At 25.5% G+C, this 24,506-nt stretch carries 24 protein-coding genes; 14 read left to right on the forward strand and 10 right to left on the reverse strand.

Features of this window, described 5'->3' with window-relative positions; translation table 11 throughout:
• Window positions 1–41 precede the first annotated feature (41 nt).
• Window positions 42–326, forward strand: coding sequence for an acylphosphatase (locus QIA41_RS04270; protein WP_418909355.1), 285 nt, complete (start codon window positions 42–44; stop codon window positions 324–326).
• A gap of 6 nt (window positions 327–332) precedes the next feature.
• Here the strand turns inward: QIA41_RS04270 and QIA41_RS04275 are convergent, their stop codons facing one another.
• The 3 genes from QIA41_RS04275 to celB form a co-directional block, all read right to left on the reverse strand.
• Window positions 333–752, reverse strand: coding sequence for a hypothetical protein (locus tag QIA41_RS04275; protein WP_320292821.1), 420 nt, complete (start codon window positions 750–752; stop codon window positions 333–335).
• A gap of 84 nt (window positions 753–836) precedes the next feature.
• Window positions 837–2,186: a telomere resolvase ResT gene (gene resT, locus QIA41_RS04280; protein ID WP_320292822.1), complete on the reverse strand. Its 1,350-nt coding sequence runs from the start codon at window positions 2,184–2,186 to the stop codon at window positions 837–839.
• A gap of 287 nt (window positions 2,187–2,473) precedes the next feature.
• Complete coding sequence (gene celB, locus QIA41_RS04285) at window positions 2,474–3,796, reverse strand: PTS cellobiose transporter subunit IIC (RefSeq protein WP_320292823.1); 1,323 nt, start codon at window positions 3,794–3,796, stop codon at window positions 2,474–2,476.
• 226 nt (window positions 3,797–4,022) lie between these two features.
• Between celB and QIA41_RS04290 the strand changes: the two genes are divergently transcribed.
• The 3 genes from QIA41_RS04290 to QIA41_RS04300 are packed head-to-tail and all read left to right on the forward strand — an operon-like array spanning window position 4,023 to window position 5,805.
• The gene (locus QIA41_RS04290) at window positions 4,023–4,370 is read left to right on the forward strand and encodes a PTS sugar transporter subunit IIA (protein ID WP_320292824.1); all 348 of its coding nucleotides are present in this window, start codon (window positions 4,023–4,025) and stop codon (window positions 4,368–4,370) included.
• Window positions 4,371–4,378: 8 nt separating this feature from the next.
• Window positions 4,379–4,696: a PTS sugar transporter subunit IIB gene (locus QIA41_RS04295; protein ID WP_320292825.1), complete on the forward strand. Its 318-nt coding sequence runs from the start codon at window positions 4,379–4,381 to the stop codon at window positions 4,694–4,696.
• A gap of 11 nt (window positions 4,697–4,707) precedes the next feature.
• On the forward strand, window positions 4,708–5,805 hold the full coding sequence (locus tag QIA41_RS04300) for a DUF871 domain-containing protein (protein ID WP_320292826.1): 1,098 nt from the start codon (window positions 4,708–4,710) through the stop codon (window positions 5,803–5,805).
• A gap of 22 nt (window positions 5,806–5,827) precedes the next feature.
• Here the strand turns inward: QIA41_RS04300 and QIA41_RS04305 are convergent, their stop codons facing one another.
• Window positions 5,828–6,454, reverse strand: coding sequence for a hypothetical protein (locus QIA41_RS04305; RefSeq protein ID WP_320292827.1), 627 nt, complete (start codon window positions 6,452–6,454; stop codon window positions 5,828–5,830).
• 138 nt (window positions 6,455–6,592) lie between these two features.
• On the opposite strand from QIA41_RS04305, the gene QIA41_RS04310 reads away from it, so the two are divergent.
• The 5 genes from QIA41_RS04310 (at window position 6,593) to QIA41_RS04330 (ending at window position 10,529) form a co-directional block, all read left to right on the forward strand.
• Window positions 6,593–7,630 carry a hypothetical protein gene (locus tag QIA41_RS04310; RefSeq protein ID WP_320292828.1) on the forward strand — a complete coding sequence of 346 codons (1,038 nt, stop codon included), beginning with the start codon at window positions 6,593–6,595 and terminating at the stop codon, window positions 7,628–7,630.
• Between the two features lie 121 nt (window positions 7,631–7,751).
• A complete protein-coding gene (locus QIA41_RS04315; protein WP_320292829.1) occupies window positions 7,752–8,648 on the forward strand; it encodes a plasmid maintenance protein in 897 nt (298 codons plus the stop codon).
• Between the two features lie 9 nt (window positions 8,649–8,657).
• Window positions 8,658–9,176: a DUF226 domain-containing protein gene (locus QIA41_RS04320; RefSeq protein ID WP_320292830.1), complete on the forward strand. Its 519-nt coding sequence runs from the start codon at window positions 8,658–8,660 to the stop codon at window positions 9,174–9,176.
• Window positions 9,152–9,913, forward strand: coding sequence for a ParA family protein (locus QIA41_RS04325; RefSeq protein ID WP_320292831.1), 762 nt, complete (start codon window positions 9,152–9,154; stop codon window positions 9,911–9,913). The genes QIA41_RS04320 and QIA41_RS04325 overlap by 25 nt, the downstream gene beginning before the upstream one ends.
• A 67-nt stretch (window positions 9,914–9,980) precedes the next feature.
• Window positions 9,981–10,529 (forward strand): chromosome replication/partitioning protein, encoded by a 549-nt coding sequence (locus QIA41_RS04330; RefSeq protein WP_320292832.1) that lies wholly within the window; start codon window positions 9,981–9,983, stop codon window positions 10,527–10,529.
• A gap of 271 nt (window positions 10,530–10,800) precedes the next feature.
• Here QIA41_RS04330 and QIA41_RS04335 read toward each other — a convergent pair whose 3' ends face one another.
• Complete coding sequence (locus QIA41_RS04335) at window positions 10,801–11,298, reverse strand: oligopeptide permease-like protein (RefSeq protein WP_320292833.1); 498 nt, start codon at window positions 11,296–11,298, stop codon at window positions 10,801–10,803.
• 714 nt (window positions 11,299–12,012) lie between these two features.
• On the opposite strand from QIA41_RS04335, the gene QIA41_RS04340 reads away from it, so the two are divergent.
• A complete protein-coding gene (locus tag QIA41_RS04340) occupies window positions 12,013–13,605 on the forward strand; it encodes a peptide ABC transporter substrate-binding protein (RefSeq protein ID WP_320292834.1) in 1,593 nt (530 codons plus the stop codon).
• A 1,251-nt stretch (window positions 13,606–14,856) separates the two neighbouring features.
• Window positions 14,857–15,489, forward strand: coding sequence for an outer surface protein OspC (ospC, locus tag QIA41_RS04345; protein ID WP_320292811.1), 633 nt, complete (start codon window positions 14,857–14,859; stop codon window positions 15,487–15,489).
• Window positions 15,490–15,918: 429 nt separating this feature from the next.
• Here ospC and QIA41_RS04350 read toward each other — a convergent pair whose 3' ends face one another.
• The 4 genes from QIA41_RS04350 to QIA41_RS04365 form a co-directional block, all read right to left on the reverse strand.
• Window positions 15,919–17,274 (reverse strand): NCS2 family permease, encoded by a 1,356-nt coding sequence (locus QIA41_RS04350; RefSeq protein ID WP_320292812.1) that lies wholly within the window; start codon window positions 17,272–17,274, stop codon window positions 15,919–15,921.
• A gap of 121 nt (window positions 17,275–17,395) precedes the next feature.
• Window positions 17,396–18,751, reverse strand: coding sequence for an NCS2 family permease (locus QIA41_RS04355; protein WP_320292813.1), 1,356 nt, complete (start codon window positions 18,749–18,751; stop codon window positions 17,396–17,398).
• A 98-nt stretch (window positions 18,752–18,849) separates the two neighbouring features.
• A complete protein-coding gene (locus QIA41_RS04360; RefSeq protein WP_320292814.1) occupies window positions 18,850–19,356 on the reverse strand; it encodes a hypothetical protein in 507 nt (168 codons plus the stop codon).
• Window positions 19,331–19,843: a hypothetical protein gene (locus QIA41_RS04365; RefSeq protein WP_320292815.1), complete on the reverse strand. Its 513-nt coding sequence runs from the start codon at window positions 19,841–19,843 to the stop codon at window positions 19,331–19,333. Before QIA41_RS04365 ends, QIA41_RS04360 begins: the two co-directional genes overlap by 26 nt.
• 46 nt (window positions 19,844–19,889) lie before the next feature.
• On the opposite strand from QIA41_RS04365, the gene QIA41_RS04370 reads away from it, so the two are divergent.
• Window positions 19,890–20,585: an ImmA/IrrE family metallo-endopeptidase gene (locus QIA41_RS04370; protein WP_320292816.1), complete on the forward strand. Its 696-nt coding sequence runs from the start codon at window positions 19,890–19,892 to the stop codon at window positions 20,583–20,585.
• Window positions 20,586–20,594: 9 nt separating this feature from the next.
• On the opposite strand, the gene QIA41_RS04375 is transcribed toward QIA41_RS04370, so the two are convergent.
• On the reverse strand, window positions 20,595–21,146 hold the full coding sequence (locus QIA41_RS04375; RefSeq protein WP_320292817.1) for a hypothetical protein: 552 nt from the start codon (window positions 21,144–21,146) through the stop codon (window positions 20,595–20,597).
• Window positions 21,147–21,261: 115 nt separating this feature from the next.
• Between QIA41_RS04375 and QIA41_RS04380 the strand changes: the two genes are divergently transcribed.
• Both QIA41_RS04380 and QIA41_RS04385 read left to right on the forward strand, forming a co-directional pair.
• Window positions 21,262–22,506 (forward strand): ankyrin repeat domain-containing protein, encoded by a 1,245-nt coding sequence (locus QIA41_RS04380; protein ID WP_320292818.1) that lies wholly within the window; start codon window positions 21,262–21,264, stop codon window positions 22,504–22,506.
• 327 nt (window positions 22,507–22,833) lie between these two features.
• Window positions 22,834–24,462: a PTS transporter subunit EIIC gene (locus tag QIA41_RS04385; protein WP_320292819.1), complete on the forward strand. Its 1,629-nt coding sequence runs from the start codon at window positions 22,834–22,836 to the stop codon at window positions 24,460–24,462.
• The last annotated feature ends 44 nt before the right edge of the window (window positions 24,463–24,506 follow it).

Raw genomic sequence — 24,506 nt, forward strand, 5'->3', positions numbered from 1 at the left:
TTTAAAATTTTTCTATTGGATAGATTTTATGCAAGGAGATAATGATGTTTAAACGACAATATTTTATTTCTGGCAAAGTACAAGGTGTTGGTTTTAGATTTTTCACAGAACAAGTAGCAAATAATATAGGACTAAAAGGATTTGTAAAAAATCTAAACGATGGAAGGGTAGAAATTGTGGCTTTCTCTAATACAAAAGAACAATTAAAAAAATTTGAAAAATTATTAAAAAATGGAAATAGGTATTCAAACGTTGAAAATATTGAAACAAAAACCTTAGATGAAAACTATCCTTTTCAATTTAATAACTTTAAAATTTATTATTAAACTTACTTATCGCTTGCCAAGTGCCTTCACTTTTTTAGTCCTCAATTTGATATTACTAACATTAAACTTATTGTTCTTAAAATAAGAAGAAGCTTTAAAGAAATGCTCGACTTTGAATTTCAAAAATTCTAAAGATTTTCTGTCCCTACAAAAGATATTCAAATTACCATCAGAAAATTTAATATCAAGACCACAATTACAATCTGTTTTTAAAAATCTACATGAAATAAAACTACCATTTGAGCCATTCCTATCAAAAAGAATAAAATATTTCTTACCTCTTTTGGAATCTTTAAAATAAATTTTAAGCCAATTCCCTGCTGGTTTAACTGAATCCAGTTTATCATAAAGATAAGAAATATAAATTGTTCTATTGTCATTGGATTTTAAAATTTTCTTAAAGAAATAATGAAGACCTACTTTCATATAAAGAATATAATATCTTATTAATAAAATATTTCCTAATATTTTACAAATGTATTAAAAATAGCTAAACTTAAAATAAAAAAACTATAGTTTATAGTTAAAAATTATTGATAAGTATTCTGTAAGTTTTATGTAGTTATAATTGTACCCATATGTAACTTTAAAAGCTTTGCGAATTTTAACATTCAATCCTCTAACCATTGCTAAAGTTTCTAAATTATCTTTCAACATTAAATTCTTAATTACAATCAACGTTTTAATATAATTATCATCAAGAATACGATGTTCTTTCATTAAACTGTCTAAACGTTCCATTGTGAGAATAGAATAGGTTGCTTTACGTCTAATATATGTATAAATTCTTTGATTAAGTAATTTTAATAAATTGTTGTCTGCCTTATCATCCAAATTATCCAAAACATATCGATTGTAATGAAAGGCTGTCGTTATGTCATTTGGCTCGTGCCCTAAAACTTTTGTTATCCAATAATTCATTTCCATATTTTTGGGCGCAAATGCAAGATACGAAAATTTACAATAAATAGCTCTGCAAAAATAAATGGATTCTTCAGGATCGAAAATATTATTAAAAATTTGACGAAACAATCTATTATAACTGTATGTAAGATTTGAAGAAATTAATTCCTTAGTAAGATTCTCGGTTTGCTCCATATAGCGTATTTCTTTTATAGAATTAATTATTAATTCGGGATCTGCAAAAACTGGAAAAACAACTTCATTAATAATATTATTTTCTCGCTTTTTTGCAATAACCTCCATACGAATATGATTTTTATCCGCAATATAAAATTGAGAAAGCTTCATTACCTCAACAGGACGACGACCTATTGCCATTAAAACCCCATAAAATTTCAATCTAATATCTCGGTTTTGATTTAATAAAAGCTTAATTATTTCAATATAGGTATTTAAATTAATTTTAACAAATATCTGTTCTTTCCTATAACTATTAATTTTTTCAATTTTATATTTATGAGCATAATCATTTAACCATTTTGGAGTTACGAACAAATCTATAAAATATTGAAAATAGGGTTTTTCATTATCAATTTGATTTAAAAATATTAACTCTTCTATTTTTCCGAGATCTTTAATTCCTATATTTTTTAATTCTTTTACTTTTTTCGATTTCCAAAAAAATAAAAAAGTATTATCCTTTTTAATTTTTTCAATTACTGAAAGATTAATATACTCTTTAATTATTTTACGGGTTTTCGAAAGATTTAATATTATTGAACGATTTGTAAATTTATCTTTTCTAAAAAGAATAGCTTTGTGATTATCTGCAAGATTTTTTATTTTTTCTTTCAACTTTATATACGAAAGCCCATTATTGAGATATCTATTATATAGAATTTCTAATTCTTTTCTAAATATTTCAAAGTCATTTTTTATCTTCACTTTTGGAGGCATGTTAATACAATTATAACAGGTTTAAAATTTTTAATTGGTTAGAAAATACTGATTTTCTAAAAACATGTCTATATATTCAGTTAAATTATGCTCTATTCCAATCAAACATATGAGAATAACCATAAAAACGTCCATTTATACTAACCAATCTTATTATTGATTTGCGTTGCAAATCAATAATAAGAAAATTTTAAATAAATTTTCTTATTGCTTATCAAAAAGCTATTTATAAATAGCTTTTTGATATTATTACAAGTTTTAAAATAGCACAATTTAAAAAAAACTTACTATTCTTTTTCCCGCAAAAGCAGAGCCTTATCATATGCTTTTATGAAAGGCAAATACATAAATACCGAAATAATCAATAGCAATAAAACCAGAATAAAAGCTTTAATATCAAGTCCTGTAGAAAGAAAGGCTGCAATAGGAGCAGGAGTTGTCCATGGGGTCAAAGTTCTGACTCTTTCAATGATTCCAAAATTAGTAAGAATATACGCAACAATTATATTGAACATAGGAATAAGTAAAAAGGGAATACCTAATATGGGATTTAAAACTATTGGCGCCCCAAATATAATAGGTTCATTGATATTAAAAAGACCAGGAGCAAATGAAAGTTTTCCTATGGACTTTAGATGTTGAGATTTGCTAAACATCATAGCAATAGCAAGACCTAAAGTTGCACCACTACCACCAATATATACAAAAGAGTCAAGAAATCCTCCCGCTAAAATATGAGGAAGTGGAAGATTGTTAGAAAGAGCTCTAATATTAGAATCAAGATTTGTCAGAACTATAGGATTAAGAAGAGCAATAATAACATTGGTACCATGAAGACCACAAAACCATAATATATGAACAATAAAAGAAATAGTTAAAGTCCCGACTAAAGTATCGCTAATTCGCAAAACAGGCCTAAACATGTTCATAATTATTTCGGGGAAAAGACTTCCCATTGAACTTTGAATAGCAATATTCACACTTTGAGTTATAATTGAAAGCACAATGACAGGGACTAAAGCTTCAAAAGATTTTAAAACAGCAGGTGGAACAGACTCTGGAAGCTTAATTGCCATATTTCTTTGAACTAAAAATTTATAAACTTCAACAGAAAAAATAGCAGAAATAATCGCCGTAAATACTCCTTGAGCACTAAAATATCTTGCATCAATTACAGGGAACCATGCATTAGGCTGAATTCCCCATTTGGCAGTATCACCACCGTAAGGCATCCAATCTGATTGCCCAGCTAAAATTAAAAATGTATAAAGAGATAAAAATCCCCCCGTAATCCCACTAAGTTTATACTGATTAGATAAATTATAACCAATGCCAAAAACAACAAATATGGACATAATACCCATACTTACATAAAATGGTTGAACAAGATTTCCTTTATATTTGGCCATTAAATCCACATACCACTGTTGATATAGTAATGTTCCGGAATCTGTAAAGGGTAAATTAACTAAAAGCAAAATAAAAGAACCAACTATCAAGAATGGCATAGAAAAAGTAAAACCATCTCTTAAGGCAATTAAATATTTATTTGAACCAATTCTACTAGCAATAGGGACTAAAGCAGTTTCAATAAAATCTTGAAAGTTCATGAAAATTATCCTCCAATAAAAATTAATTAAAAATTAAAAATTATACTAATAACTAATAATATTATCTAATAATGTAATTCAATTAATACCATTATATCAAAATCTTTATAAGATATATTTAAAATAAAATTATTTATTTTAAATATATCTTATAATATAATATATTATAAGATATATTAAACAATATAAATTATTGATTTATAAATAAAAGGAGTATATTTTATATATGAATAAAAAGATATATAGCATAGAAGAATTAATAGATAAAGTAAGTATGCCTATTGTGGCTTACTCCGGTGAAGCTAAAAGCTTTCTAAGAGAAGCTTTGGAATATGCTAAAAACAAAGACTATGAAAAAGCAGAACTTACCATACAAGAAAGTAAAAACTCTATTGCAAAGGCTCATGAAACACATAGAGAAATAATACAGCAATCAGCCACTAATCCAGACTCTGTAAAAACGCCTTTTATTTTAATTCATGCTGAAGATCATTTAATGTCTGCAATTTCAGAATTAAGCATTTTTGAAGAATTAATCAATGTTTACAAAATAATAAATGAACTAAAAAAATAGGAGAAAATATGAACATACTACTTGTGTGTGGAGCTGGAATGTCCACAAGTATGCTGGTACAAAGAATTGAAAAATATGCAAAAGCAAACAATATAAATGCAAAAATTGAAGCTATTGCTGAGACAAGGCTTAGCGAAGTGGTTGACCACTTCGATGTTGTTTTGCTTGCACCTCAATCAAGATTTAATAAAACCAGGCTTGAAGAAATCACAAAACCTAAAGGAATTCCAATCGAAATAATAAATACAATCGATTATGGAACAATGAATGGAGAAAAAGTATTACAACTTGCAATTAATGCGCTTAATAATAAAAGTTCTTTTTAAAGAAGGCTAAAATGAAAGAAATTGGAATATCTATCTACCCTAATATAAGTCCTAAAAATGAAATTATTGAATATCTTGAGAAAAGTGCTTATTTTGGATTTACTCAAGTATTTACTTCTTTACTTTATATTAACGGAAATGAATTTGACATGTTCAAAGAATTACTCAACATTGCAAATAAAAATGGACTGAAACCTATTATTGATGTAAGTCCCAAAATTTTCAAAGAATTAGAAATCGATCTTTCAAATCTTAGAAATTGTACAAAACTAGATTATTTTAAAAAACTTGGCGCTTGGGCAATTAGATTAGACAATACATTCACGGGCATCGAAGAATCCTTAATGACTTTTAACGATTCAGACCTTAAGATCCAACTTAATATAAGTAGTATAAATAAACATATTGATACAATAATGTATTTTAAACCCAATATAAAAAATTTACTTGGATGTCATAATTTTTATCCTCACAAATATACAGGACTTTCAAGAACTTTCTTCAAAGAAACAACAAAAATATTTAAAAATTATTCAATCCCAACAGCTGCATTTATTAGCTCTAGCAATGCAGAAGAATGTGCACGAGGGAAAGAAAAAGAAGGTGTTCCCACACTAGAATCACATAGATTTAAAGATATAGAAACACAAGCAAAAGATCTTTTCAAAGAAGGAATAGATACTGTCTTAATTTCTAATTGTTTTCCAAGTGAAGAAGAACTAAAAAAAGTATCAAAAGTAGCCAGAAATATTTTAGAGCTCAAAGCAGATCTAAACCCAAAAGCAACTTCTGTGGAAAAAGAAATAATACTTGAAAACTTACATTTTAATAGGGGAGATATAAATTCCTATAGGATTCGTTCAACTATGTCAAGAGTATACTATAATAATAAAAAATTTCCTATACACTCTCCAAATGAAATCAAAAAAGGAGACATCTTAATAGACTCTTCAGAATATTTAGGCTATGCAGGAGAACTTCAAATATCACTAAAAGATACCTCAAATAATGGCCTTATAAACGTAGTTGGGAAAATAGTCGATGAGGAAATATATCTACTAGAAAAAATAGAGCCTTGGGAAAAATTTAAAATAATAGAAAATAAATAAATACCTTGACAAAAAGGGTTGTTTATTGTAAAAATTTCTCAATTGCCTTGAGAACATAATAATAGATAGTAATGTAAGACTCTTTTAAATTAAAATTTTTAGAGCTATCAAAAAAATATATAAATTCATTAGTAGCAGAATTAAGATCTTCAATATAATTTTTAAGTTCAAAGTTCCTATTAATAGCTTTTATATCATCTAAATTAAAAACAATAGTGACAATATTTAGAATATTGTCACTATTGTTTTTAAAAGAAATTTTCTTGTTAAAGCTATTGGCAATGTTAAATTCAGACTCATTTGAATTTAAATTAAAAATTTTTAATTTAAATTTATGATCAAAAAAAATAACAAAATCATAGGTTAATAAACTCACTTTTTTAGAGCTTAAAGCCAATTTCATTACAATATTATTACTAAATTTATCTAAAATAAAAAAATAAGAATAATAACTAATATCTTTAATAGAATTAAAGTAATCCTTAAAATGAGTACCAGTTTTAAATTTGCCATTTCCTAATGATTCATATAAACCAATTTCAGTTTTTATTGCTTCATCTAAAGATTTAATAAAAATTGAAGAAGCACTAATATTACATGAAAATAAAAAAATAACAAAAGTAAAAAGAAAATTAAACTTTTTCTCCATCTAAGATTTCTCGTGGAATTAACTAACGTTAATAAAACCTACATAAAAAGTATAACAAATTCCTTAATAATTAAAATCAAAAAGAATATAATTATTGCACTAGAATTAAATTTATATAAAATCACTTAAGGATAAAAAATGGGATATCTTAAAAATATTTCTTTATTTTTATTAATTTTAGGTTGTAAATCCATTTCAAATGGTAATTTCAATCTACATGATACAAATCATAAATTAGGAAAACTAAAATTTCAGGAAGATTCGGTAATAAGTAGAAATTATGACAATAAAATATCTATTGTGGGGGTATATAACCCTTTAACAGAAAAAGAAAATTTTAAAGTCAATATTTACATTGACAAAAAAGGATTGCAAATAAATCCTGAAAGTATTTTGATAAATGAAGAAAAAATTAATTATTTGGAATATAAAGCCGAGCTTAAAATAAAATCCAGTTTTAATAAAAGCATTATTAATATTACACTAAACAATTCAAGAGATCTATTAACCCATATTTATGATAAAAGTATGGGAAAATACATTAACATTGACTTTCAAGACAATTGGAATGTATCACATAGCACAAAATTTAATAAAGAACATATTTTAGAATATTTAACAGATTTTGATAAAGAAACTAAAATATCTAAAAATATATTACAAAAACGCATTGACAATAGAAAAATTGAAATTGAAAAAACAGATCTTAAAACAGAACACAATGAAATAGGGGATTATTACATTTATAGTATGAAAATTCCAAAATTATTTGAAAAATCGAACACACCCTCAGAAACTTACGAAGCGTTCATTATAGCAAATTATTACCCCTGTGAAAATTTAAATATCCTGTTTTTAAATTTAAACTTATACTCTGATCAATTACGATTTTTAAATTCTATTTACGATGAAGATGATAAAAAATTAAAAATTGAGCCTCCTGTAAGAACCTTAAAGGATTCAAAAACAATAAAAGAAACATTAAATATAGTACTAAGTCCTCAAAAAATAATTGAACTTACAAAAAACATTGAAAAAGATGTCACTTTAAAATTAAAATCTTATGGAGAAAAGGGTGAATTCATATTTGAAATATATAAGCCACTTCTTCTAAAGTTTTTAAAAGAAGTGGATCATTGCATAAAAAATTTACAATCAAGTAGATATAAATTTTAACTTATTAAATCCTGCCTACTTGATTGTAAATCAATCAATAAAACTTTACTTTTTTTATTAAGTGCATTATCATTAACTAAAATGCTTAGTGCAATAAAAGATCAAACGATAGGAGTTTTAAATGTACCAATTAATAGCCAATAAAATGCCTTTTAATAAAGTAGTAGATCGAAGATTAAAAATATTTTGGGTCATACAAAAACTAAGCGCTAACTACTTTGTATCAAAAAAGAAATACTCTCTAAGTAATGTTGTAATAATGACAAATTCTATATTGGAAAAAAGGGGCTTTAAAAAGGTTACTAAAAGAACAATACAAAATGATATAAAAATTTTTGAAAATTTAGGATTAATTAAAAGCCATTTCAATCCACTTGGAAAAAACAATGGCAGCTTTACCTACTACACAATAAATAGAGCACTTGAAAAATTAGCTAAAAAAATTATCAGCACCGCATATTTTATTAATAAAAGAATCAAACATGAAAAATCAAAAAATAAAGAACTGGAAAAAATTAAAACAATAGAGAAATCCCAAAACTACAAAATTTCATATCAAACAACTTCACATGTATTAGGTAATAATATAAGTAAAAATTACAAGAATTCTAAATTCTCCTTTAAAAAACAAAATACAAAAAAAACTATAAGCTTTTTAGAAAAAGAAATCAAAGCAAAATATAAAAAAGTAAACCTAGAAGAAATAAAAAAAATAACTGAAAATTCAACAAGTTATAAAAATTCACTGTGGAACTTAAAAGATTTTATAAAAGAACTATATGAATACGAAGAAACAAAAGTCTTGAAGTTCTTTAAAAAAATTTTAAAGAAAAAGAGAAAGAAAATATGGTTCATGGCAAAAAACTTTAAATACACGGATTTCAAAGAAATGATAATAGAATTTAAAAACAAAAATAAGAAAAAATTTGAAATCAAAAACCAAATTCATAAATCAAAAAATACAAAAAATGCTACTACATTAATGAAAACTATAATAGAAAATTGTAAAATAAAATAAAAAAGTATAATGAAAAATAAAGAACCAAGTAAATTTTTTTTTAACAAAATAGAAAAGGTGGAACAAAAAATTATTTATCATACAAAAATCTTTAGCATGATAAATAATTTTGAAGCTAAACCAAAAAAAGGAAAATTTTGGCTTTGTTTAAGAAATGTATTTAACAATAAAAAATACGAAAGCTTTCATTTATTTTCAACTAAAGAAAATGATAAATTTTTAGGAATTTTTTACGGTTTCACAAACCTTTCAAAACCATTTATAATAAATTACTCAGAAAAAGGAACAAAAAAAACTATAAGATTAAAAAAAGTATTTTATATGGAATTTAAATTTAAAAAAGGAAGTGTCTTTTGCTACTTAAGAAGTCTATATACACTTACTAAAAATGAAAACAAAAACAAAGTTTTTTATAAATCTCTTTTGGAAAGAACTCTGAAAATTGAAGAAGAAATACATAGGTTCTATAATAAAAAATATGAAATTAATAAAGGAATAATAAATTGGATAAAAAAAAACCAAAAATAATAACAATAGCCTCAATAAAAGGGGGAGTAGGAAAAAGTACAACATCGCTAATATTTACAAATATACTTTCAAATAAAAATAAAAAAATACTATTGATAGATTTAGATCCACAAGCAAGCAGTACAAGTTTTTATATAAATATTATAAGAAAAAAAAATATTGATATAAAAGAGTTTAACATTTACAAAGTTTTTAAAAAAGAAATAGACATAGAAACATCAACAATAAAAATAAATAACAATACAGATTTCATAGCAAGTCATATTACCCTAAGTAAATTTAATGAAGAAAGTATCTCATTGAAAGAAAACTTACTTAAAATTTTTTTAAGCTTTGTCCAAAACAAATATGATTTTATCATAATGGACACGGCACCTACATTAGGAAGTTTGATTAACAATAGCTTGCTAATCACAGATTATTTAATTATACCATTACCAACAGATCAATGGGCAATTGAAAGTTTAGATTTAATAATCAGCAGACTTCAAGATCTTTTTAGAAAAGATTTGCCAATCTTTTATTTAATAACAAAATTTATCGAAAGACAAAATATTGACAGAGAACTTAAAAAGTATATTGAATTCGAATATAAAGGCAATTTTTTAGGAAGTGTTCCTAAAAGAGATGGATTACGTAAAGCTATTTTTTATAGAGAAGAATTTAATCCTAATGAGGATTACTATAAAGCTTATGAGAATATAATTGAAAATTTTTTGAGTACACTTTCAAATTAGTTCCATATGGAACTAATAGTTCCATATGGAACTAATTTGAAAGTGTACAACGGAGCAAAAATAACCAATGAAATTAAACAAGAAAATAGAAATTGTCAAAAGAGTTGAACTTAACGAAAATGAAATAAAAAAAACAAGAGAATCTATATATTTTAGGTTAAAAGAACAACTAAAAATTTTAATAAAAGAAGAATCTTATAATAAAATTGAAACAGCAAGAATTTTGAAAGAAATTAACGATAATAAATATTACGTTATAGACAAATACAAAAGCTTTAATCAATTCATTAAAGACTACAATATTGCAAAAACCACAGTTTATAGATATATAAAATTAGCAATAGGAATTGACAATGGTAAAATAAATTATGAATTAATTTATAAAAAGGGAATAAACTACGCTATTCAAATTTTAGAAGATGCTGAAATGAAACCTACTAAAAAATGTGTATTTAATAAATCATTCAAGTTAAAAATCAAAGACGAAAAAAGCTTTGATTTTTATAAATCAAACACAGACTTTGTAAGTTTTTTATTAAAAGAATTATATTATGACAATCAAAAATTACTTACAGCTATTAAAAATAAATACGACAATTTAAAGGATAAAAAATAGTATTTTTAATTTATGAAGTAAGGCAAAATATAAAAAATATTTCAAAAACACTTTACAAAAAAATAAAATACTATATAATAGTCTATATAGATTGAGATGCAATGTCTCGCTCTTGTTGTTTGATTAGAATAATAAGTTGGCTACCACAAGGTAGCCTTTGTCATATTTAAAAATTATTAAAATAAAACTTATACACCCTTTATATTAATTTTCTTTTGTAAAGAATATTTATTTTAAACTGAAAATAAAAATCAAATAAAGATTATAAAAATTAATTTTTATAATCTTTATTTTCAATTGACTCGACCATTACTAAGAAATCCAAAATTTTATGTTTCTTTAAGATTAAATTTTCTAATCCAATTCTAATTTTAATTTCATCATTCTTATAGGAAGCATCTTCTTCTTTAATCATTCTTTCTAATAAAGACTTGGACAAAACAAATGAGGAATAATTAATCCAATTGCCAAAAAAATGATTATCGTCTCTTTTATGACTTATTTTTCCCTCAATCTTAGTTCCATCTGGTAGTAATAAAGGAGTCTGTTCTGTTATACTATGATTTCTAAATTTTGTATATAAAACTATTTTAGTTATTCCTGTCTTATAATTAAAAATTCCCTTAAGCTCTGCATTTTTATTTAAACTTTGGTATATTCTAAATATTTTCCCAAATTGATCGTGCTCAACGTTTAAGGAAGTGCAAGATGCTAAGAAAAAAAATATCAACAATTTAGAGATTTTTAATTGGTTTTTATAAAATTTCATATTCCTCTCCTTTGGTATAAAAATTTATGTATTAATGAACATAATAATATATTTTTTATTGGATCATTGCAAACAATTTTTAATAAATTAACTATGATTAATTATTATTTCTTAATTTAATTTTTTTCAAAAAAATTAAATTAAGAAAATCTGATTTTCAAATTATTTGCTGGTTTTAAATAATATTACATCTATTTAAAATAGATGTAATAAACATACCCCTTAGGATCAAAAGATTGATTTTAAAAATCACCAAGGACATTTTTGAGTTTTTTTACTTTTATAAATGCGCTTTAAAAGCAAGAAAGTCCTTGTTAGGAACTTTTATTGCCACAAAGGAATTGTTAAATATGAAATTTAATTTATAGGTTATAATTTAATTCTAATTTTATAAAATTCAATAGCAATTGATTTTTATGTTTCCATAAAAATGTTAGCTTTTATAGATTAATGTCTCATTTCTTTAAAAAAAGAGTTTTCTTATGTGAAATTCTAATTTTGGCTTAGAAGAATTTGACATTAAAATAATTGGAATATGTCTAGATAAAGATTGAAAATAAAAAATAGCAGATATTATCCTTAATGAAGAATCAATTATAAATGTTCTTTAAAAATAGTTTAAATGCTTTTAATAATGTTAATGCGAAATCTCATTTCAGATATAATAAAATATAAGCAAAATTTAAATTTATAAAAACTTGTAAGGATGCTGATATGAAAATATTGATAAAAAATTTAAAAATTTTGGTATTTTTCAATGTAATCTTATTTATTTCTTGTGTTAATGAAAATGATGGACAAAAATTAGTGTTCAAGTTAAATATTGGAAGTGAACCGGCTACCTTGGATGCACAATTGGTAAACGATTCAGTTGGTTCAAGTATTGTAAGTCAAATGTTTATTGGAATTTTAGAGGGAGATCCTAGAACTGGAGGATACAGGCCAGGGCTTGCTAAAAGTTGGGATATTTCTGATGATGGAATAGTTTATACATTTCATTTAAGAGATAATCTTGTTTGGAGCGATGGGATTGCGATTACCGCTGAGGGAATAAGAAAATCTTATATGAGAATTTTAGACAAAGAAACTGCTTCATCTCTTGTTAACATTATTAAATCCACTATAAAAAATGCAGAAGAGTACTTTGACGGTAAAGTGAATGAAGATGATCTTGGAATTAAAGCTATCAATGAGAAAACTTTAGAAATAACTCTAAAATCCCCAAAACCATATTTTCTTGATATGTTGGTACATCAAACATTTATTCCTGTACCAGTGCACATTATTGAAAAGTATGGACAAAGTTGGATAAATCCTGAAAATATGGTCGTTAGTGGTCCTTTTAAATTAAAATCTAGAGTTTTAAATGAAAGGGTTGTTCTTGAAAAAAACAATGAATATTACAAATCTGAAGATGTTGATATTGACAATATTGTATTTTTTATTACAGATAATAGCATTACCGCTTATAATATGTATTTAAATGATGAGCTAGATGCAATTTTTAACAATGTTCCTCCAGATTTACTTAAGGATCTTAAGCTAAGAGATGATTATTATTCAATGGGCACCAATTTAACCTATTTCTATTCTTTAAATACTAAAGTAAAACCGCTTGACAATGTTGAAGTTAGAAAGGCGCTGTCTCTTGCTATTGATAGAAAAACTTTAACAGATAGCGTTCTTAATGATAGTTCTATCCCTACAAGAAGAGCAACTCCAGATTATATTGATTATTCTTACAGAAGTAATTTAAGATTATTTGATGTTGAAATGGCTAATAAGCTTTTAGCAGATGCAGGGTATCCTAATGGTAAAAATTTTCCCTTATTGAAAGTAAAGTATAATATAAATGATAGACAGAGAAAAATTGCTGAATTTATTCAAAATCAGTGGAAAAAGAATTTAAACATTAATGTTCAGCTTGAAAATGAAGAATGGTCAACTTATATAAATAGTAGAGTAAATGGTAATTATGAAATAATAAGAGCGGGGTGGTCAGGAGATTATGCTGATCCCATGACGTTTTTAAGTATATTTAAAACCGAAAACACATCTTTTTCATCTTATGGATATTCAAATTCTGAATATGATGAACTTTTAATGCAATCAGATCATGAAAGAAATGTTTTTGAAAGACAAGAAATTTTAAAAAAAGCAGAGGAGATAATAATCGATAAAGACTTTCCAGCTATATTTATTAATATAGCTTCTTCTAGTTATCTTTTTAGAAACGATAAGTGGAAAGGCTGGGAGCCAAATATTTCGGAAAGATTTAATTTATCTGAAATAAAACCCATTAAATAATTTATTGTTTATTTATTTTTAGAAAAATAAATTTTTAATTGAAAAAAGTTTATAGCTAGATTTTTTGATTTGGCTATAAACAAAAATAAGAAATGAATTTTTAAAATAAAAATTCATTTCTTATTAATTTAGTTATTTGGGAGTTATTATTTTTAAATAGAGTAAATGCTGAGTGCATTAATGTTAGAAAAAGCATTACAAAAATGGAAAATATAATAATATCTTCCATTTTTATTCTCCTACTACTAAGGTTGTTATTTCTCAAAAAAAATAATGCAATATTCCAATATTTTAAATGGGGCAGTTATTCAATTTTATAAATATGTTTATACTTTTTTGGTATATTAAAAACATCTTGGGGGATGAAATTATTTTAATGAAGAATGGCTTATATTTACAAGCTTAGAATTAATTTGCCTTTTAGTTGAATTATAATATATTTATCAGAATACGGTACCATTCCCTCAAAGAATAATTTTGTAGGTTCTTTGTTTTTGAGTTGAAAAGCTTTTTGCCCATGGGCTGAATATTATAACAAGTAGATCTACATGTGCTTTTATAAGCTTAACAACTCGTTCTTCAGTATCAATCTCAATGGAAATAGTAACGCTTATTTTTAGTCTATTATGTATATCTTTGCAGATATTAAGAAAATCTTATTTGTATTTGTATTTGTATTTGTATTTGGTCACATATTGAATTTTTACAGATGTTATTTATTTACTTTCTATATTTATTTTTTAATTTCTAAGAAAGTTAAATCTTCTTTTATTATCTTGTTTGTCATAAAATTTCCTTTTTATTGTTTTTATTATTCTCGTTCTATAATTAATGGAGGCTTAGAGGATATACCATAACAAACTCTATTTATATCCCCCCAACTTAATTAATTATTCTTTAAGAAGCTTTTTTAAAAAATTATAAGAAAGTTTAGTCCAATCAATAGGCATTAAGTTTTGAGTATTTATACATCCAATGACGCTATGTATTTAGTATGTTATTTGATCCCCTATTGTGCCACACAATACCTTTAAAAAATTAAAATTTTCTTATTAAAGCCCATTTACCTTTACTTCTGGCAATATTGCAAATAAATTAAGGAAATTTATTTGCAATATTTTAAGTAATTTTTCAATAAATAATCTTGAAAAATTACTTAAAATATTACTCTTGAAAAATTATTTTTTTTATATAAAAAATTGAAAAGAAAAATTGTTGGACTAATAATTCATAAAAAGGAGGCACAAATTAATGAAAAAGAATACATTAAGTGCGATATTAATGACTTTATTTTTATTTATATCATGTAATAATTCAGGAAAAGATGGTGCTACATCTACCAATCCTGTTGGTGGGTCTGTGAAAGGACCTAATCTTACAGAAATAAGTAAAAAAATTACAGATTCTAATGCATTTGTACTTGCTGTGAAAGAAATTGAAACTTTGCTTTCATCTATCGATGAACTTGCTACTAAAGCTATTGGTAAAAAAATACAACAAAATGATTTAGCCGCCGAAGCAAATCATAACGGATCATTGTTGGCAGGAGCTTATGCAATATCAAGTTTAATAACACAAAAATTAAGTAAATTGAAAGGTTCAGAAGGGTTAAATAAAGAAATTTCAGAAGCTAAGAAATGTTCTGAAGAATTTGCCAAAAAATTAAAAGATGGTCACGCAGATCTTGGTAAAGAGGATGCTACTGATGATAATGCAAAAAAAGCTATTTTAAGAACAAATGCGACTAAAGACAAGGGTGCTGAAGAACTTGAAAAATTATTTAAATCAGTAGAAAGTTTAGCAAAAGCAGCTCAAGAGGTATTAACTAGTTCAGTTAAAGAACTTACAAGTCCTGTTGTTGCAGAAAATCCAAAAAAACCTTAATTAAGCTTAATATTATAAGATTAATTTGTTTTAAAAAAGTAACTGGAAAAATAAAGTCAATAAAAAGTCAAGATATATTTCTTGGCTTTTATTTTTTCTATTTTTTGAAAAGTTTCTTAAAATTTATTTAAATTTAAAATCAAATAATTTTAATTATGGGCTCTGCTTAAAAGAAAATAAAAATTATTTCAAAATCTATTATAAATCGAATTTAAATATTCTAAATATAGAAAAATTAGCATCGATTTTGGTTTTGGAAGATTTGCAAGATGGTAAGTGCTTATTTGATTTTTGTGTAAAATTTTATAAAGTCGCTCAATAACGGGCTAAATATTTTGACGGCAAAAATTTTTTTTTCGTGATTTATTATATTTTATTGAAATTGAACATTTTAAATCTTTTTTATAAATAGCAAATCTAGTAAATCAGTTAATAACCATAGATAAATTTAATAATAAAAATTATGCACAGTATTATCATTATAGGAGAGATTTTATTTTTTTTATTTTCCAATAAATTAAGTATTATGTTTATTAAAACATAAAATATTATTCCAATGCTTATTCCAGAAGAGATATTGTATGTCAAGGGAATTAAAAAAAGTATTAAAAAACTGGAAATATTTTCTCTTATATTAGAAAAATTAATTTTTATTATTTCTCTGCTCATTGAAAATCCCACATATATTAATGCTGCAGCAGTTGCACTGGCAGGAACAGCTATAAATAATGGTGAAAGAAATATTGCAATAAAGAACATTATCCCTGTCACTATTGTTGTAAGTCCGGTTTTACCACCTTCTTCTATCCCTGTGCAACTTTCAATGTACGCTGTTACAGTGGAAACTCCCATTATTGCTCCAAAAGTAGTAGAAATGGCATCAATTAAAAATATTTTACCAACATTAGGGATTTTTCCGTTTTTGTCCAACATATTACCTTTTGCTGCTACTGCTATTAAGGTCCCCAAAGTATCAAATAAATCATTAAACAGCAATATCAATACAATTGTCATGAAACTCCAAAAATGTTCACTCAAAACATAAGAGAAATCCAATTGATTAAATATTGGCGCAATAGATTCGAATCGTAAAATTCCGTCTGGAAAACGTATTTCAGCGGTAGATGCGCTTTCTGGATTAAAGATCGCATATATCCAGGTTATGGCAGTAACCAAGCAAATTGCCCAAAGTATACTTCCTCGTACATGAAGTTGTTCAAAAATTACAATAAAAAATAATCCTAAAAATGTGAATAAAACTTTCAAGTTAATGAATGATCCTATTCCGATCAATGTGGCATCATTTTTAATTATAATTCCACCATTTACAAAACCAATAAAAGCAATAAAAAATCCTATTCCAACTGTGATAGAATATTTTAAATTTACCGGTATTGAATTTGCAATACTTTCTCTAGCTCTTGATAGAGAAAGTACAATAAAAATCAGCCCTTCGGTAAAAACAGCAGCTAATGCAACTTGCCAAGGAATATTCATTCCAAGTACTACAGAAAATGCAAAAAACGCATTAAGGCCCATGCCGGGTGCTAATGAAATGGGTGTATTAGTATAAAGTCCCATTAATATGCTAGCCAACGCTGATGTTAAGCAAGTTGCAGTAACTAATGCTCCAATTGGCATTCCTGTACTGGATAATATTGCCGGATTAACAGCTATTATGTATGCCATACTCAAAAAAGTTGTAATACCTGCGATAATTTCTTTTTTATAATCGATGGTGTTATTTTTAAATTGAAATAACAATGTTTCTTTAAATTGATTCATTATAAATTACTCCTCAAATTTTATTTTATATCAAAAATAGAAACTAACGCCATTTATTATATTTGATCTATCAATAAAGTATGGCAATAAATTGAACTTCATGAAAACATTAATGGCCATATTAATGGCCATTAATAAATTTAATAATAAAGATTAAGCACAACATTAGCATTACAGGAGAAATTTTAATCTTTTCTTTGCTAAAAAGATTTAATGATAAATTTATTAAAGTGTAAAATACTACTCCAACAAAAAATCCTGAAGAAATGCTATAAGTTAAAGGAATCAAAATAAATATTAAAAAGCTGGAAATATTTTCTCTAATATTAAAAAAATCAATTTTTATTATTTCTCTACACATTGAAAATCCTACATATATTAATGCTGCAGCAGTTGCACTAGCAGGAACGGCAACAAAAATAGGAGCAAAAAAAAGCGCAAATAAGAATAATAATCCGGTTATAATTGAAGTAAGACCTGTTTTACCACCTTCAGCAATTCCTATAAAACTTTCACTATAAGTCGTAACAGTAGAAACTCCCATTATTGCTCCAAAAGTAGTGGCAATCCCATCAACTAATAATATTTTTTTTGCATTAGGAATTTTTCCGTCTTTGTTCAACATGCCCCCTTTTGTTGTAACGCTTATTAACATCCCTACAGTATCAAATAAATCATTGAATAAAAAAATAAAAACTATTGATATAAAAGTCCAAAAATGTTCACTTAAAACATAAGAAAAATCCAATTGATTAAATATTGGCGCAATAGATTCAAATTTCACAGCTCCATTAGGAAGATGTATTCCAATAGATTGGGCACCTTCAAAATTAAATATTGCATATATCCAAGCCGTAAGAGTAACTATACTAATTGCCCAAAGTATACTTCCTCGTACATGAAGTTGTTCAAAAATTACAATAAAAAATAATCCCAAAAATGTAAATAAAACTTTCAAATCAATGAATGACCCTATTCCAACCAATGTGGCATCATTTTTGATTATTATTCCACCACTTACAAAACCAATAAAAGCAATAAAAAGACCTATTCCAACCGAAATTGAATGCTTTAGATTTGCTGGAATAGAATTTATGATCTGTTCTCTTACTTTTAAAAAGGATAGAAGAATGAAAATTAGCCCTTCAACAAAAATAGCGGTTAATGCAACTTGCCAAGGAATATTCATTCCAATTACCACAGAAAATGCAAAAAATGCGTTTAAGCTCATTGCAGGAGCCAATGCTAAGGGTGTGTTAGTATAAAGGCCCATTAATATGGTAGAGAATGCTGCTGTTAAGCAAGTTGCAGTGACTAGCGCACCAATTGGCATACCCGTATTAGATAGTATTGCCGGGTTAACGGCTATAATATATGACATACTTAAAAAAGTTGAAATACCTGCTAAAATTTCCCTTTTGTAGTTAATATCATTGTTTTTAAATTGAAAAAATAAACTTTTTACATATTTCCCCATAAAACTTTCCTTTTTGTTGCTAAAAAATATTTTTAATAATAAAAAATTTATTTTTTTTTTTAAATACCTATCGAAAAAAATTTAATTTTTTTTAATACCTATCGAATTTTATTAATCATATTGTTCTGAAAAAGAATATTCTCACTATCAGGTAAGGTTGAAAATACAATAGTTTTAATAACCTTTTCAGAACTATCTGTAATAACAAATTTTCTAGCTTCAATAAGCTTTAAGTAAGCTTTTAAAGAAATATCTTTTCCAACGCTAAAAAAGGTTTGAAGATATTTGTTATCAATTAGCTTATGCCGATTAAATAAAAATAAAGCAATTATATCATTTTCAACTTTTAAAAATAAAGGTTCTTTATACCTTAAATTCCACTTATTAGAAATAGTAAAATAATGTCTTAAAGAAATTTTATTATTCTCTTGAATCAACTTAATATATTTAGAATCTTTTTTTAATTCAGGAATTTCATCAAAATAGATTGTGGAACAAGATAATGTTAAAAGTATATGATTGAAAAATAATAAATATTTTTTTAAAGTTTTCAAAATAATCATTAATATATAGGGTTTTTCATAAAATTTTATTTTTAAATGCATATTCTAAAGTATTTTTTGTATTCTTAAAATTCACATCAATAAATCTTGGATCATATTGCAAGGTGTCTTTAGTCCAAACTTGAAAAGAATCATCGTTAAATAAAAAAACTAGCTTTTTGTAAGGAGTTAAAGCTTTCGACATAAGAGTAAAATTGTTTTTATCAAGATTAATGTATAAAAACTTAAAATTTCCAATGCTAATTACTTTGGAAATAGCAATACTTCCAATATATTTATTGTCTTGAATTAATTTCAAATAACCTTTAGTAAAATTTAAATTTGAGTCTAGCATAACATTTAAAAAAACCGTAAATTTATTACTGGATTTATCTTTTTTTATGTAGATTTGACTATCTGGATAAAAATAAAGAAAATAATCTGCTCTTTCAATTTTTTCAAAATTTTTTTCTAAATCCTCAGCAATATTCAAAATCTTACAAGAAGAACAAACAAAAACTATTAAAATCAAAGAAAAACTATGTTTCATAATTAACATATATTATACAATACAGAAAGGAGAGTATTTATATAAAATGAATGAAAACAACTTCAGCTCTTATATTGAAAATTCTAAAATCTATTCGGATTATATAATATCAAAACATAAAATATTACTTATTCCTGTTCCTATAATAAAAATTGCTATGGGAGAAGATCTTAAAATTTTTGAGATCGGTTTTCAAAATAAGCATAAGGATTTTTCCGGATATATTAAATTAAATGAAAAGTCTTTATATATAAATGAGAACATGAGTCTTGAAAATAAAAGATTTACAATAGCAAAGCACTTGGGACATTATTTGATGCATCAAGATCAAATTAAAAATCTATCTAAAAATAACCAATATTATCTTGATATTCAAGATAGTCAAATGACAACAGAAGCCAACATATTCGCTGCAAATATTTTGGTTCCAACAACCACATTAAAATTAAAATTATCTCAATATAAATCTAGAGAACTCTCTCAAAAAACAATAGCAAAAGAATTTCAAGTAACCGAAAACACAATTTATTTAAAATTAAGTATACTTAATGATCTTAGCAAAATAAACAAAATAAAAAAGGGTAAAAAATTTTTAAAAATTAAAAATACAAAACACAAAATAGAAGCTAATATTCTCCTACATAATACAGATAAAATTAAAGAATCAATAGCACTTGATTTGGAAAAATATGCACTTGAAAAAAAAGAACAAATTAAAAAAATATTTGAGGATCTGGAGTAAAAAGCTTTTTTAAGTTGAAAACTTTTTGAGTATATATTCCATTTTTACATTAGCTGATATTAAATAATCTTTACTCTTAATAAGAGAATCTAAATGATTTTTTGCAATCACAATCCAATATTTATTATTCATAAATTTCTTATCGGTGGGAAAATTTATTTTTAGTGGGAAGTTTTTCATAATTTTTTGTTTTTCAAGATAAGATAAAACTTCTGCATTAAAAGACGCACCTTGAGTCGTGCTATAAGCAATAAGTATTCCATATAGTTTCTTATTATAAATAAAAAGGTCTTTAATAAAATTAATATTACTATTGAAGTTAGATTCATCAACGTAAATATAAGTACTATTTTTAGTATCATTCAAACTTTCAAAATTAGGCCCATGATATAAATGTTCATAGTTTTGTGTTTTAAAATTTGAAATCTTCAAATCAGGATAATTCATTAAAGATGTTAAAACAGCCAAATTTATTTTATCTGTTTCTGGTATTTTAACCAAAGAAATCGTTGAACAACTGTAAAGCAATAAAAAATAAACGGGAATTAAAAACTTCTTCATTTGAACTTTAATTGTATTCTTTTAGTAAAATAAAGTAAAGTAAAGTAAAATAAAGTAAATAAAAACATATAAATATTTTGATATAATGTAAAAATAAACTTTAAAAGGACGTAAAATGAGCTATTATGCGTTAAGCAAAATATTTCTATATTCTGGGTACCTTGTTATTGGATTTCTATCTTTTACAATTTTCAATAAAAACTTACGAAATAAAATCAGAGATAAATTAAAAAATTTATACTTTTTATATTATTTAACTTTTTTTACCCTTTTTATTCTAAGCTCAAATTTATCTTATTACTTTACTGAAAAGCAATTATTGGAAGATTTTAATATTTTTGAAAAAGAATTTTTTGAAATACATAAGATAAACGAACAATTTTTTCAAAAATACCTACTAAATTTTCCAGTACCAATAAGAATGGAATTGATGTCAAAATTTGATCCAATATATACGGTGTTTAATTCTAGTTTTGAGGAGTGCGCTAAAACCATTGGCAAAAGTTCTTATGAAATTCAAACAAATTATAAAAATTACGTCAGGGCAACAAATTTAGAAATTAAAAAAAAAATAGACCAAATAAAAGAAAGTATTGAACCTATTTATAACAGATATAAGTTGCCTATTCTAAATGGAAAAAATACAGAAATAAGTATCGATGAAAATGGGAATATTATTCCTGTTACAAAAAATATAAATGGCCAAATAACAGAATTACTGTTTTATGATCAAAATTACAATTTAATTCCCTTTAGGGAATTTGGAAACTATAAAGTTAGATTTGATCTAATCCCAGAAAATAAAAATATACACTTCAAGGAGCTAATAAAGGTTTACTATCTTGACGAAAACAATAATATAACTCCTATTGAATATTATAAAAATAATATAGATACTAGCCCTTATTACATAGACTTGCAAGAGAATAAAGACAATTTTCTCAAGACAATAAAAATCAAAAAAGAGTATAGTTTATATATTGAGCAAAAAAAGCAACTCCAACATTTAACTAAAAACGATAAACTTGATGATTTTAAAGAATTTTTAGCAAAAAATAATAGTATTTTTTCATTAAACACAATATTTTCTAATGGCGATCCAATATTTACTTATGCAATAGATGTAAAAGCAAAAAATATTATAGCTTATTTAATAACAAAAGAATTTAATATTAATTTAACAAATCAAAGTTCTCAAACAGCTCTTCATAGTGCCATAATCCAAAAATATGAATTAGAATTTATTAAATCACTTATCGAAAAAGGTGCCAATCCAAATCTTAGAGATAGCGATAATAAATTACCCATAGACTACTCTGACAAAACTAGTGAGATCTATAAATATTTAATAGGAATTTGACTCTGTCATGCTATTTTAATCAGTAATTAGCATGACAGCAATATTTTAAACCAAATTGATTCAATTTATTAAACCATAAATTCAATTTAAAATAATTAAAACGAGAATAAGAATTATACCAATACTTCAATAATTAATGTTATTAAATTAAAAATAATCTTTAACACTTTTTAGAAATAAACAATTTTATAAATTATAATTTAATATATTATTATTTATTCAATACAAATATTTACAAGATTGAAAAATCTTGTTAAGATATTAAGCGTATTATTCAAATTAATTGATTTAATTAATTAATTTGCACTTAATAAAAAGGGGAAAATTATGTCAACATCATCCGCATCGATATCTATATTTACAATATTACAAAAAATAGGAAAAGCCTTCATGCTTCCCATAGCACTTTTACCAGCAGCTGGAATTTTATTGGGGATCGGAGGAGCATTTACTAACGAAACAATGATTCAGGCTTATGGATTAGAAGAAGCACTTGGAAAAGGAACTGTAGCAAACTCAATACTTTATCTTATGAAATACACAGGAGAAGTAATTTTTGCTAACTTGCCTTTAATGTTCGCAGCAGCAATTCCAATTGGACTTGCCAAAGTAGAAAAAGGAACAGCTGCTTTAGCAGGAGTAGTCGGCTTTTTAGTTATGCATCAAACTATAAATGGAATCTTGTTCATACAAGGAATCACAGCAGAAAGCGCAAGCTTAAACGCGCTGTTGGAATTAGGAATGCCTGAAGCAGCAGCAACTGCAAAAAGTCAGGAATATACAAATGTCCTTGGAATATTCTCTCTTCAAATGAGCGTAATGGGGGGATTAGTAGCAGGATTTATTGCTGTCTTTCTTCATAACAGATTTTACAATATTCAATTACCCACATTTCTAGCATTTTTTGGAGGCACAAGATTTGTGCCAATCATAACCACTATAACAATGTTCGTGGCAGGAATATTTTTAACATTTATTTGGCCTTTTATCCAAAGTGTAATGACTTCGTTTGGGAACATAGTAGAACAATCGGGGCTTTTTGGAACATTTGCATACGGAGCAATAAAAAGATCTTTAATCCCATTTGGACTTCACCATATATTTTATTTACCATTTTGGCAAACAGCTGTTGGTGGAACATTAGAAATAAATGGAGAACTAATATCAGGCGCACAAAATATATTCTTTAAGCAACTTGCAGATCCGAATACTGTACACTTTGAAGTTGCAAGAGGAACAAGGTTTTTCAGCGGAGAGTTTGTTGTTATGATTTTTGGATTACCTGGAGCTGCACTTGCTATGTATCATACATCAAAACCTGAAAACAAAAAAAACGTAGCCTCATTACTACTATCTGCTAGTTTTACATCAATGTTAACAGGAATTACAGAACCTCTTGAATTTGCATTCCTTTTTGCAGCACCAGCGCTTTATTACTTCATATATGTTCCTCTTTTTGGATTGGCGTATCTCTTAACGCACCTTTTAAACGTAGGGGTTGGACTAACATTTTCTGGAGGATTTATAGATATGTTTCTATTTGGAATACTTCAAGGAAATAGCAAAACAAATTGGATAGCAATTCCTATTTTGGGGATTTTTTACTTTATTGGGTTTTACTTTATATTTAAATATACAATAATGAAATTCAATTTCAAAACAATAGGTAGAGAAGATGAAGAAATGGAAAAAGATAAAATAAGTTCAGTAAAAACAAATTTATCAGAAACTGCTTCAAAAGTTTTAGAAGGTCTTGGCGGAAAAGACAATATTACATACCTTGATGCATGTGCATCAAGACTAAGAATTAATCTAAAACAAATAGAATTCATCAAATCGGATGCCTATTTTAAAAATCTAGGTGCTAGTGGAATATTAAAAAAAGGTAATAGCGTCCAAATTGTATTCGGAGGATTATCAGATAATATAAAAATGGAAATCGATAAACTTATGTAAAATTTTAATTTATAATATAAGAACAACTAATCCAATAGAAAAAT

Source organism: Borreliella sinica, from assembly GCF_033969665.2.
In the GTDB taxonomy this organism is placed as follows: domain Bacteria; phylum Spirochaetota; class Spirochaetia; order Borreliales; family Borreliaceae; genus Borreliella; species Borreliella sinica.

What these genes read in the sequence shown, in the direction of transcription:
- QIA41_RS04270 (WP_418909355.1), top strand. Translation starts at nt 42, where the DNA reads ATGATGTTTAAACGACAATATTTTATTTCTGGCAAAGTACAAGGTGTT.
- QIA41_RS04275 (WP_320292821.1), bottom strand. Translation starts at nt 752, where the DNA reads ATGAAAGTAGGTCTTCATTATTTCTTTAAGAAAATTTTAAAATCCAAT.
- resT (WP_320292822.1), bottom strand. Translation starts at nt 2,186, where the DNA reads ATGCCTCCAAAAGTGAAGATAAAAAATGACTTTGAAATATTTAGAAAA.
- celB (WP_320292823.1), bottom strand. Translation starts at nt 3,796, where the DNA reads ATGAACTTTCAAGATTTTATTGAAACTGCTTTAGTCCCTATTGCTAGT.
- QIA41_RS04290 (WP_320292824.1), top strand. Translation starts at nt 4,023, where the DNA reads ATGAATAAAAAGATATATAGCATAGAAGAATTAATAGATAAAGTAAGT.
- QIA41_RS04295 (WP_320292825.1), top strand. Translation starts at nt 4,379, where the DNA reads ATGAACATACTACTTGTGTGTGGAGCTGGAATGTCCACAAGTATGCTG.
- QIA41_RS04300 (WP_320292826.1), top strand. Translation starts at nt 4,708, where the DNA reads ATGAAAGAAATTGGAATATCTATCTACCCTAATATAAGTCCTAAAAAT.
- QIA41_RS04305 (WP_320292827.1), bottom strand. Translation starts at nt 6,454, where the DNA reads ATGGAGAAAAAGTTTAATTTTCTTTTTACTTTTGTTATTTTTTTATTT.
- QIA41_RS04310 (WP_320292828.1), top strand. Translation starts at nt 6,593, where the DNA reads ATGGGATATCTTAAAAATATTTCTTTATTTTTATTAATTTTAGGTTGT.
- QIA41_RS04315 (WP_320292829.1), top strand. Translation starts at nt 7,752, where the DNA reads ATGTACCAATTAATAGCCAATAAAATGCCTTTTAATAAAGTAGTAGAT.
- QIA41_RS04320 (WP_320292830.1), top strand. Translation starts at nt 8,658, where the DNA reads ATGAAAAATAAAGAACCAAGTAAATTTTTTTTTAACAAAATAGAAAAG.
- QIA41_RS04330 (WP_320292832.1), top strand. Translation starts at nt 9,981, where the DNA reads ATGAAATTAAACAAGAAAATAGAAATTGTCAAAAGAGTTGAACTTAAC.
- QIA41_RS04335 (WP_320292833.1), bottom strand. Translation starts at nt 11,298, where the DNA reads ATGAAATTTTATAAAAACCAATTAAAAATCTCTAAATTGTTGATATTT.
- QIA41_RS04340 (WP_320292834.1), top strand. Translation starts at nt 12,013, where the DNA reads ATGAAAATATTGATAAAAAATTTAAAAATTTTGGTATTTTTCAATGTA.
- ospC (WP_320292811.1), top strand. Translation starts at nt 14,857, where the DNA reads ATGAAAAAGAATACATTAAGTGCGATATTAATGACTTTATTTTTATTT.
- QIA41_RS04350 (WP_320292812.1), bottom strand. Translation starts at nt 17,274, where the DNA reads ATGAATCAATTTAAAGAAACATTGTTATTTCAATTTAAAAATAACACC.
- QIA41_RS04355 (WP_320292813.1), bottom strand. Translation starts at nt 18,751, where the DNA reads ATGGGGAAATATGTAAAAAGTTTATTTTTTCAATTTAAAAACAATGAT.
- QIA41_RS04360 (WP_320292814.1), bottom strand. Translation starts at nt 19,356, where the DNA reads ATGCATTTAAAAATAAAATTTTATGAAAAACCCTATATATTAATGATT.
- QIA41_RS04365 (WP_320292815.1), bottom strand. Translation starts at nt 19,843, where the DNA reads ATGAAACATAGTTTTTCTTTGATTTTAATAGTTTTTGTTTGTTCTTCT.
- QIA41_RS04370 (WP_320292816.1), top strand. Translation starts at nt 19,890, where the DNA reads ATGAATGAAAACAACTTCAGCTCTTATATTGAAAATTCTAAAATCTAT.
- QIA41_RS04375 (WP_320292817.1), bottom strand. Translation starts at nt 21,146, where the DNA reads ATGAAGAAGTTTTTAATTCCCGTTTATTTTTTATTGCTTTACAGTTGT.
- QIA41_RS04380 (WP_320292818.1), top strand. Translation starts at nt 21,262, where the DNA reads ATGAGCTATTATGCGTTAAGCAAAATATTTCTATATTCTGGGTACCTT.
- QIA41_RS04385 (WP_320292819.1), top strand. Translation starts at nt 22,834, where the DNA reads ATGTCAACATCATCCGCATCGATATCTATATTTACAATATTACAAAAA.